This is a genomic window from Rhizobacter sp. P1_G5, from assembly GCF_056405435.1.
The window spans coordinates 1-9,269 of the sequence record NZ_JBFUCB010000206.1; the positions used below are offsets into that span (position 1 = coordinate 1).

Annotated in this window: 8 protein-coding genes; 4 read left to right on the top strand and 4 right to left on the bottom strand. The window is 70.1% G+C overall.

Going from position 1 to position 9,269, the window contains the following annotated elements:
- Positions 1–126 precede the first annotated feature (126 nt).
- The gene (locus AC1D12_RS15735) at positions 127–966 is read left to right on the top strand and encodes an alpha/beta hydrolase (RefSeq protein ID WP_477841412.1); all 840 of its coding nucleotides are present in this window, start codon (positions 127–129) and stop codon (positions 964–966) included.
- On the opposite strand, the gene AC1D12_RS15740 is transcribed toward AC1D12_RS15735, so the two are convergent.
- A complete protein-coding gene (locus tag AC1D12_RS15740; RefSeq protein ID WP_052211317.1) occupies positions 947–1,741 on the bottom strand; it encodes a DUF4399 domain-containing protein in 795 nt (264 codons plus the stop codon). The two genes, AC1D12_RS15735 and AC1D12_RS15740, sit on opposite strands and share 20 nt — an antisense overlap.
- Positions 1,742–1,849: 108 nt before the next feature.
- On the opposite strand from AC1D12_RS15740, the gene AC1D12_RS15745 reads away from it, so the two are divergent.
- Both AC1D12_RS15745 and AC1D12_RS15750 read left to right on the top strand, forming a co-directional pair.
- Positions 1,850–3,325, top strand: coding sequence for a M20 family metallopeptidase (locus AC1D12_RS15745; RefSeq protein ID WP_465111366.1), 1,476 nt, complete (start codon positions 1,850–1,852; stop codon positions 3,323–3,325).
- Positions 3,316–4,653: an amidohydrolase gene (locus tag AC1D12_RS15750; protein WP_477826006.1), complete on the top strand. Its 1,338-nt coding sequence runs from the start codon at positions 3,316–3,318 to the stop codon at positions 4,651–4,653. The genes AC1D12_RS15745 and AC1D12_RS15750 overlap by 10 nt, the downstream gene beginning before the upstream one ends.
- Before the next feature lie 3 nt (positions 4,654–4,656).
- Here AC1D12_RS15750 and AC1D12_RS15755 read toward each other — a convergent pair whose 3' ends face one another.
- The 3 genes from AC1D12_RS15755 to AC1D12_RS15765 all read right to left on the bottom strand — a co-directional run bounded on the left by AC1D12_RS15755 (position 4,657) and on the right by AC1D12_RS15765 (position 8,853).
- Complete coding sequence (locus AC1D12_RS15755; protein WP_477826002.1) at positions 4,657–6,312, bottom strand: NAD(P)/FAD-dependent oxidoreductase; 1,656 nt, start codon at positions 6,310–6,312, stop codon at positions 4,657–4,659.
- 5 nt (positions 6,313–6,317) lie between these two features.
- Positions 6,318–8,252, bottom strand: a complete 1,935-nt coding sequence (locus tag AC1D12_RS15760) for an ABC transporter ATP-binding protein (protein ID WP_465111364.1) — start codon at positions 8,250–8,252, stop codon at positions 6,318–6,320.
- 172 nt (positions 8,253–8,424) lie between these two features.
- A complete protein-coding gene (locus AC1D12_RS15765; protein ID WP_477826004.1) occupies positions 8,425–8,853 on the bottom strand; it encodes a DUF4148 domain-containing protein in 429 nt (142 codons plus the stop codon).
- A gap of 197 nt (positions 8,854–9,050) precedes the next feature.
- Between AC1D12_RS15765 and AC1D12_RS15770 the strand changes: the two genes are divergently transcribed.
- A partial coding sequence (locus AC1D12_RS15770) for a LysR family transcriptional regulator (protein ID WP_477841417.1) occupies positions 9,051–9,269 on the top strand: 219 nt, incomplete at its 3' end.

A 9,269-nucleotide genomic window follows, 5' to 3' on the forward strand; every position in this document is an offset into this window, starting at 1 on the left:
CACCTCGACCCGGTGGCGGCCGCGCGGCTGGAGCTCGGCAGCGATCTGCAGCCGCAAGCGGCCTGACGCGCGCATCGAGACAAGCCCGGGGGCGGCCGCGGCAGGCGATGCCTAAACTGCCGGGCCATGAACACGACGCTGCACACCACCGACGGCCTGCGCCTGCACCTCTCGCACCATCCGGCCGGCACCGCGTCGCACGGCGTCGTCGTGCTGGTGCATGGCCTGGGCGAGCACCTGGGCCGCTACGCGCATGTGATCGCGCACCTGAACGGCTGGGGCTGGCATGTGCTGGCCTACGACCAGCGCGGGCACGGCCGCAGCGAGGGCGCCCGCGGCCGGCTCGCCACCGACCACGACCTGCTGGACGACCTGTCGCACGTGATCGATGCAGCCCGCACCGCGCACCGCGGCCCGCTGGTGCTGCTCGGCCACAGCATGGGCGGGCTGGTCGTCTCGCGCTTCGCCGCCGACACGAAGGCGCCGTGGTGGCGCCCGGTCGACGGGCTGGTGATGTCGTCGCCGGCGCTCGACCCCGGCATGAACGGGGTGCAGAAGCTGCTGCTCGCGGTGCTCGGCCCGATCGCCCCGTCGCTCGCGGTCGGCAACGGGCTGAAGCCGGCGTGGATCTCGCGCGACCCGGCCGTCGTCGCGGCCTACGCCGCCGATCCGCTGGTGCACGACCGCGTGACGCCGCGGCTGGTGCGCTTCATCGTCGACGGCGGCGAATGGGTGCGCGCCCGCGCGGCCGCGTGGACGCTGCCGACGCTGCTGCTGTACGCCGGCAGCGACCGCTGCGTCGCGCCGGCCGGCAGCCGGGCGTTCGCCGCGGTGGCCCCGCAGGCGGTCGTCACGGCGCAGGCGTTCCCGGCGCTGTTCCACGAGATCTTCAACGAGCCCGAGCAGGCGGAGGTGTTCGCCGCGCTGCAGGCCGGGCTGCGACGATTCACTTCGGCAAGACCGTGATCGACTGCGCCGCCGCCGTGGCCAGCACCGTGGCCGGCGCCAGGTTGTCGACGAACTCAAGCCTGAGCTGGTAGCGCCCGGGCGGCGGCTTGATCCACGCCTCGGTCTGCCCCCCGGGGAAGTCCAGCGTCTCGGGCTTGGCCCCGTCGCGCAGCGCACTCAGCCGGAAGTGGCCGGTGCCCTTCTCCTGCAGCGCGATGTGCGACACATTCAGCCGCGACGCATGGAAGCGCACCTGCAGCGGCTTGCCGGCCGACGCCTCGGCCACCGGCAGCATCAGCTCGACACCGGGCGCCCCCAGGCTGGCCGGGTCGAGGTCGGCATTCTTCTTCGTCACCGTGATGCGCAGCGGCTTGCTGTAGACGAAGTTCGGGATGTGCTTGTCGTCGGCCAGCACCAGGCGCAGCGTGTAGTCGCCGGGCGCCAGCGTCAGCACCGTCTCCATCTGGCCCTTGCCGAAGTGCACATACTGGTCGTTGAAGGGCAGCGGCTTCGAGAAATCGAGCGGCAGCTCGCGGTTGATCAGCAGGTGGTGGTGCCCGGTGCGCGGCTGCGGCTTGGTGATCGGCGCCAGCCCCATGCCGCTGAGGCCGAACTTCAACACGAACGGTGTCTCGATGCTCGCCCCGGAGCTCAGGTTGCTGAAGTAGGTCTCCTTGACCGCCAGGGGTGACGCGACCACCCAGGGATGCTGCGCCTCCTCGGCATGGCCGACCGCACCGCCCAGCAGCACAGCCGCCATCAGCCCTGCGGCCTGTGTGACGCATTGGTGCATCCCTGTCTCCTCGTGTGTTCTTGTGGATCGGATCAGCATAGCCTGAGGCGCTCGGTTCTACACTCGGCAATTCCCCACAAGGGATTCACTGCTCCAGGAGAACCGGCCATGAACGCTCGCGACCCCAACCTTCCGCTGCAGCCCGACGAAGCCACCGCGATCGCCGAGTTTGCCAACCGCACGTGGGACGAAGAGATCGTCCCGGCGCTGACCGACTACATCGCGATCCCGGCCAAAAGCCCGATGTTCGATGCCGACTGGCAGAAGAACGGGCACCTCGAGCGGGTGGTGCGCGACGCCGCCAGTTGGGTCGAGAGCAAGAAGGTGGCCGGGCTGAAGCTGGAAGTGGTCCGGATCGAAGGGCGCACGCCGGTGATCTTCTTCGAGGTGCCGGCGACCAAGGCCGGCAGCACCGACACCATCTGCCTGTACGGCCACCTCGACAAGCAACCCGAATTCAACGGCTGGCGCAGCGACCTGGGGCCCTGGACGCCGAAGTACGAGAACGGCCTGCTGTACGGCCGCGGCGCCGCCGACGACGGCTACGCGGTCTACGCGTCGCTGACGGCGATCATGGCGCTCGACCGGCAGGGCATCCCGCGCCCGCGCTGCGTCGGCATCATCGAGGCCTGCGAGGAGAGCGGCTCGTTCGACCTGCCGGCCTACCTCGACGTGCTGCGCGAGCGGCTGGGCAACGTGAGCCTGGTCGTCTGCCTCGACAGCGGCGCCGGCAACTACGACCAGCTGTGGCTGACGACCAGCCTGCGCGGCATGGTCAGCGGCGTGCTGAAGGTGGAGATCCTGACCGAGGGCATCCACTCCGGCGATTCCAGCGGGCTGGTGCCGTCGAGCTTCCGCATCCTGCGCCAGGTGCTGGACCGGCTCGAGGACAGCAAGACCGGCCGCCTGCTGCCGGAGAGCTTCCATTGCGAGATCCCCGGCGATCGCCTCGCGCAGGCGAAGGCGACGGCCGAGATCCTCGGCGACGAGGTCTGGAAGCGTTTTCCGTGGGCCTGCGGTGCCGACGGCGGCCCGACGCTGCCCACCACGACCGACCCGACCGAGGCGCTGCTGAACCGCACCTGGCGCCCGACGCTGAGCGTCACCGGTGCCGACGGCTTCCCCGAGCTGAAGAACGCCGGCAACGTGCTGCGTCCGTACACCGCGTTCAAGCTGAGCCTGCGGGTGCCGCCGCTGGTCGACGGCAACGAGGCCGCGATGCAGCTGAAGACGCTGCTGGAGGACAACGCGCCGTACAACGCCCGCGTGACCTTCGCGGCCGATGGCCGGGCCGGTGCGTACGGCGCGAGCGGCTGGAATGCGCCGAGCCTGGCGCCGTGGCTGGAGGATGCGCTGAACAGCGCGTCGCAGGCGCAGTTCGGCGCGCCCTGCGGCTACGTCGGCCAGGGCGGCACGATCCCGCTGATGAGCCTGCTGCAGAAGGGCTTCCCGAAGGCGCAGATGATGGTCTGCGGCGTGCTCGGCCCGAAGAGCAATGCGCACGGGCCGAACGAGTTCCTGCATGTGCCGTACGGGAAGAAGCTGACGGCGGCGGTGGCGCAGGTGATGGCGGCCTGCCCTTGAGGCAAGGCTCGAGGGCCGCGCACGTCATCGCCTGCAGCCTGCTTCTTGCCAACATCGCCCTGGCGCAGCCTCAGGGCGCAGACCCCCAGGCCCTCGATGCGCGACTGGCACCGATCGTGCCGCGCCTGGTCGCCTGGCGCCGCGACATCCACGCCCATCCCGAGCTCTCCGGCCAGGAGGTGCGCACCGCCGCGCTGGTGGCCGAGCACCTGCGCCGGCTGGGCCTGGAGGTGACGACCGGCGTCGGCGGACGCGGCGTGGTCGGCCTGCTGCGCGGCGGGCTGCCGGGGTCGCGCGTGGTCGCGCTGCGCGCCGACATGGACGCGCTGCCGGTGGCCGAGGCGACGAACCTGCCGTTCGCCTCGCAGCAGACCGGCCGCTACCAGGGCGTGCAGACGCCGGTGATGCACGCCTGCGGCCATGACGGCCACACCGCGATCCTGATGGGCGTGGCCGAGCTGCTGGCCGGGCTGCGTGCGCAGGTTCCCGGCCGCGTGAAGTTCATCTTCCAGCCGGCCGAGGAAGGCCTCGCCGACCTGCCGTCGACCGCTGCCGACAGCTGGGGCGCGCGCGCGATGGTCGAGGAAGGCGTGCTCGAGAACCCGAAGGTCGATGCGGTGTTCGGCCTGCACCTCTCTCCGAACCTGGCCTCGGGCACGCTCGGCGTGCGCGGCGGGCCGATGCTGGCCGGTGCCGATTCGCTGCGCATCACGGTGCGGGGCCGCGGCACGCATGGCGGCGCGCCGTGGGGCGGCATCGATCCGATCGTCGTCTCGGCGCAGATCATCACCGGGCTGCAGACCATCGTGAGCCGCCAGCTGAACATCAGCCATGAGCCGGCGGTGCTGAGCATCGCGTCGATCCACGGCGGCAACCGCGAGAACGTGCTGCCTGACAGCGTCGAGATGCGCGGCACGCTGCGCAGCTTCGACGAGGAGATGCGCGAAGAGGCGAAGCGGCGCATCGTGACGACCGCCGAATCGATCGCCGCGGCCAGCGGCGCGCAGGCGAGCGTCAGCTTCGGGCCGGCCACCTATGCCGTCACCGACAACCCGCGCGAGCTGCTCGCGCGGATGATGCCTTCGTTGCAGCGCGCGAGCGGCAACCGCGTGATGGAGCTGCCGAAGATCAGCGCGTCGGAAGATTTCTCGGAGTACCAGAAGCAGGTGCCGGGGCTGTTCTTCATCCTCGGCGCGACGCCGCCCGGCAAGACGCCGCAGAACGCGCCGCCGAACCATGCGCCGGACTTCGATTTCGACGAGGCGGCGTTGCCCCTGGGCGTGAAGGCGCTGGCGACGCTGGCGCTCGACTACCTGGTCAGCCCGTAGTCGTCAGCGGAGCATCGACGCGCCCAGCGCCTCGGCCACCTCGATCCCGTCGACGCCGGCCGACATGATCCCGCCGGCATARCCCGCGCCCTCACCGGCCGGGTACAGGCCCTTCACGTTCAGGCTCTGCCAGTCCTTGCCGCGCGTGATGCGCAGCGGCGACGAGGTGCGCGTCTCGACGCCGGTGAGCACCGCATCGGGCATCGAGAAGCCCTTGATCTGCCGCTCGAACGCCGGCAGCGCCTCGCGGATCGCCTCGATGGCGTACGCCGGCAGGCTAGTGTGCAGGTCGCCGAGCAGCACGCCCGGCTTGTACGACGGCAGCACGCTGCCGAACTCGCGGGAACGCTGGCCCTTGACGAAATCGCCGACCAGCTGGCCGGGCGCCTCGTAGGTGCCGCCGCCGAGCTCGAAGGCGCGCGACTCGAGCCGGCGCTGGAACGCGATGCCGTCCAGCGGATTGACCGGCCCCGGCGCATCCGGATCCTGCGCATAGTCCTGCGGCGAGATGCCGACGACGATGCCGGCATTCGCGTTGCGCTCGTTGCGCGAGTACTGGCTCATGCCGTTCGTCACGACGCGGCCGACCTCCGAGGTGGCCGCCACCACCGTGCCGCCCGGGCACATGCAGAAGCTGTAGACCGAGCGGCCGTTGGCGGCGTGGTGCACCAGCTTGTAGTCGGCCGCGCCGAGGATCGGGTTGCCGGCGTTCGGGCCGAAGCGTGCGCGGTCGATGATCGACTGCGGATGCTCGATGCGGAAACCGACCGAGAACGGCTTGGCCTCCATGAAGACACCGCGCTCGTGCAGCATCGCGAAGGTGTCGCGCGCGCTGTGGCCGAGCGCCAGCACGACGTGGTCGGCGCGCAGCTGCTCGCCGGACGCGAGCGTCACGCCGCGGATGTGCCGGCCCTCGGGGCCCCCTTCGATGAGCACATCGGTCACGCGCTGCTCGAAGCGGATCTCGCCGCCCAGCGCTTCGATCTCGGCGCGCATCTTCTCGATCATGCTGACCAGCCGGAAGGTGCCGATGTGCGGCTTGCTGACGAACAGGATCTCTTCCGGCGCGCCGGCCTTGACGAACTCGGTCAGCACCTTGCGCGTCAGGTGGCGCGGGTCGCTGATCTGGCTCCACAGCTTGCCGTCGGAGAAGGTGCCGGCGCCGCCCTCGCCGAACTGCACGTTCGATTCGGGGTTCAGGACATTCTTGCGCCACAGGCCCCAGGTGTCCTGGGTGCGCTGGCGCACTTCCTTGCCGCGCTCCAGCACGATCGGCCGCAGCCCCATCTGCGCGAGGATCAGCGCGGCGAACAGCCCGCACGGCCCGAAGCCGACGACCAGCGGGCGCAGGCGACCCGAGCCCTCGAAATCGGCCGGCGCGTGGCCGACGAACTTGTACGAGGTGTCGGGCGACGGCTTGATGTGCGGATCGGTCGCGAAGCGCTGCAGCAGCGCGGCCTCGCCGGCCGGGTCGGCAAGCTCGCAGTCGACGGTGTAGATCAGCACGATGGCGGACTTCTTGCGCGCGTCGTAGCTGCGCTTGAAGACGGTGGCGGACTTCAGCGCGGCATCGGCCAGGCCCAGGCGCTGCAGCACGGCCGGGCGCAGCGCGCCTTCGGCATGGTCGAGCGGCAGCCGCAGTTCGGTGATTCGGAGCATGGGCGCTATTGTCCCGCGGGCTCGGGCTGCTGGGCCGAGCGCAGCTCGTCGAGCGGTGCGTCGTCGATCACGACCTCGTCGTCCTCGCCGCGGTCTGCAGGCAGGGGCTGGTCATGCGCCAGGAAGCCGCCCGACTGGTGCTTCCACAGCAGCGCGTACTGGCCGTCGAGCTGCAGCAGCTCGTCGTGCGTGCCCTGCTCGACGATGCGGCCCTGCTCCAGCACGATCAGCCGGTCCATGCGGGCGATCGTCGACAGCCGGTGCGCGATCGCGATCACCGTCTTGCCTTCCATCAGGTTCAGCAGCTGGTCCTGGATCGCGAGCTCGACCTCGCTGTCGAGTGCCGAGGTGGCTTCGTCGAGCACCAGGATCGGCGCGTCCTTCAGCACCACGCGGGCGATCGCGACGCGCTGGCGCTGGCCGCCGGAGAGCTTCACGCCGCGCTCGCCGACGTGCGCCTCGTAGCCGGTGCGGCCCTTCCAGTCCTGCAGCTCCTGGATGAAGCCGTGCGCCTGCGCCTTGCGCGCTGCCGCTTCGACCTGCCCGGCCGTCGCGTCCGGCCGGCCGTAGCCGATGTTGGCGGCGATCGAGCGGTGCAGCAGCGAGGTGTCCTGCGTCACCAGGCCGATCGCGCCGCGCAGGCTCTCCTGCGTGACGTCGGCGATGTCCTGCCCGTCGATGCGGATGCGGCCCTGCTCCACCTCGTGGAAGCGCAGCAGCAGGTTCACGAGCGTCGACTTGCCGGCGCCCGAGCGGCCGACCAGCCCGACGCGCTCGCCCGGCTTCACGACCAGGTCGAGCTCGTCGAGCACGCGCTTGCCGTCGCCGCGGCCGTAGGTGAAGGTCAGGTGCTCGAAGCGGATCTCGCCGCGCGTCACCTCGAGCGGGCGAGCCCCCGCCTTGTCGACCAGCGTGTGCGGCACCGCGATCGTCTCCATGCCCTCCTGCACCACGCCGACGTTCTCGAAGATGCCGGTCACTTCCCAGCTGACCCAGCCGGCGACGCTCGCGATCTGCCAGGCCAGCGGCAGCGCGGTGGCCACCATGCCGGCGGCGATGTGCCCGTTCGCCCACAGCAGCACGCCGATGGTCGCGGTGCTGACCAGGAACAGCGCGTTCATCGCCGACAGCGTCGCCATGAACTGCGTCGTGAGCTTCATGTGCGCGGCGATCGCGAGCGTGTGCTCGTCGACGCTCTCGCGCACGTAGGCGTCTTCGTCGCGCGCGCGGGCGAACAGCTTCACGGTCAGGATGTTGGTGTAGCTGTCGACCACGCGCCCCATCAGCGCCGAGCGCAACTCCGAGCTGGCGCGCGCCAGGTCGCGCATGCGCGGCACGAAATGCCGCAGGAAGAACACGTAGCTCGCGAACCACAGCACGGTCGGCACGGCGAGCCGCCAGTCGGCGCTGGCCATCAGCACCAGCGCGGTGACGCCGTAGATCACGATGTACCAGATCGCGCGGATCGAGCTGACCACGCTCTCGCGCACCGCGTTGCTGGTCTGCATCACGCGGTTGGCGATGCGGCCGGCGAAATCGTTCTGGAAGAAGGTCCAGCCCTGGCGCACCACGTGCCAGTGGCTCTGCCAGCGGATCAGGCTGGTGACGCCCGGCACCACCGCGATGTTGCGCACCATCGTGTCGGCCAGCAGCGCGAGCGGCCGGCCGAACAGCACCAGCGCGGCCATGCCGAGCAGCATCGGCGCGGCAGCGCTGAACGCGGCGGCGCGATCGGGCGCCTGCATCAGCGTGACCAGCCTGCCGATGAAGACCGGTACCAGCGTGTCGACCCCGGCCACCACCAGCCCGGTGGCGAACATCGCGACGTACAGCCAGCGCGTCTGGCGGATGAAGTGCCAGTAGAAGGCCAGCAGGCCGGGCGGCGGCTCGCCGCGGGGCGCGTCGGTCGGGTGGATGCGTTGCAGGAAGAAGGCTGACATGGCGGCGCCAATGGCAACGCGGCGCAGGCTTGTGGCGTGCGCCGCATCGGGGGTTGGGGGTCGCCCATTCTCGCGCGGAACGGATACCCCACCGCGCTACCCAACGACAGAGGCCGCCCGAAGGCGGCCTCTGCGGTGTCCCACAACCGTTGCGCGCTCTGCGCGTCAGCGATCAGTAGCCGGTCGACAGCGCGCCGTAGCTGGCGTCGCTCTTGTGAGCCTTGGCGGCTTCGATCGCCTCGGCACGCACTTCGGCGCGGGTGCGGCTCGTGCCGGCCACCACCGGGGTCGCGTAGCCGTAGCTTTCCGAGTTCGGGACCAGCGTGCCGTCGGCACGGGCGCGCGCCAGTTCGGCACGCACTTGCTCACGGCTCTTGCCGCTGTCGGCCGTCGCGGCGGCGGCCTTCGGCAGCGTGATCGACGCGTTGTTGTAGCCGTAGCTTTCCGAGTTCGGCAGCAGTTCGCCGGAAGCGCGGGCACGGGCCAGTTCGGCACGCACTTGCTCGCGGGTCAGGCCGGTGTCGGCAGCGAACGCGGTGACGGAGGCGCCAGCCAGTGCAAGGGCGACGGTGGCAAGGGCGGCGAAGTTCTTGGTGCTCATGATGAATTCCTTCAGAAGGTTGACGTTTCCAGGCAGGGCGGCTTCAGGGGTTTGTCAGAGCCGTCTTGTCCAGCCTCGGTGAGTCACTGTTGCGTTGGCCTCATCGATGGGGTGAACTGTAGACATTGCGCTTGAATCAATAAACAGCACGTGCTTCAATGCCCCATTGTCAAAAAAGAAACAATGAGGGCGAAGGAATGGATCGTCTGCATTCGATGCGGGTGTTTTCCCGGGTGATCGAGGAAGGAAGTTTCGCGTCGGCCGCACGCCGGCTGAACCTCTCGCCGGCCGTCGTCACGCGGCTCGTGGCCGACCTCGAAGAGCACCTCGGCGCCCGCCTGATCAACCGCACGACGCGCCGCCTCGCGCTCACCGACACCGGCGAGCTCTACCTCGAACGCGTGCAGCAGATCCTC

Bases quoted from the DNA above. Each gene is read 5' to 3' on its own strand.
- AC1D12_RS15735 (WP_477841412.1), top strand. From the start codon at position 127: ATGAACACGACGCTGCACACCACCGACGGCCTGCGCCTGCACCTCTCG.
- AC1D12_RS15740 (WP_052211317.1), bottom strand. From the start codon at position 1,741: ATGCACCAATGCGTCACACAGGCCGCAGGGCTGATGGCGGCTGTGCTG.
- AC1D12_RS15760 (WP_465111364.1), bottom strand. From the start codon at position 8,252: ATGTCAGCCTTCTTCCTGCAACGCATCCACCCGACCGACGCGCCCCGC.
- AC1D12_RS15745 (WP_465111366.1), top strand. From the start codon at position 1,850: ATGAACGCTCGCGACCCCAACCTTCCGCTGCAGCCCGACGAAGCCACC.
- AC1D12_RS15765 (WP_477826004.1), bottom strand. From the start codon at position 8,853: ATGAGCACCAAGAACTTCGCCGCCCTTGCCACCGTCGCCCTTGCACTG.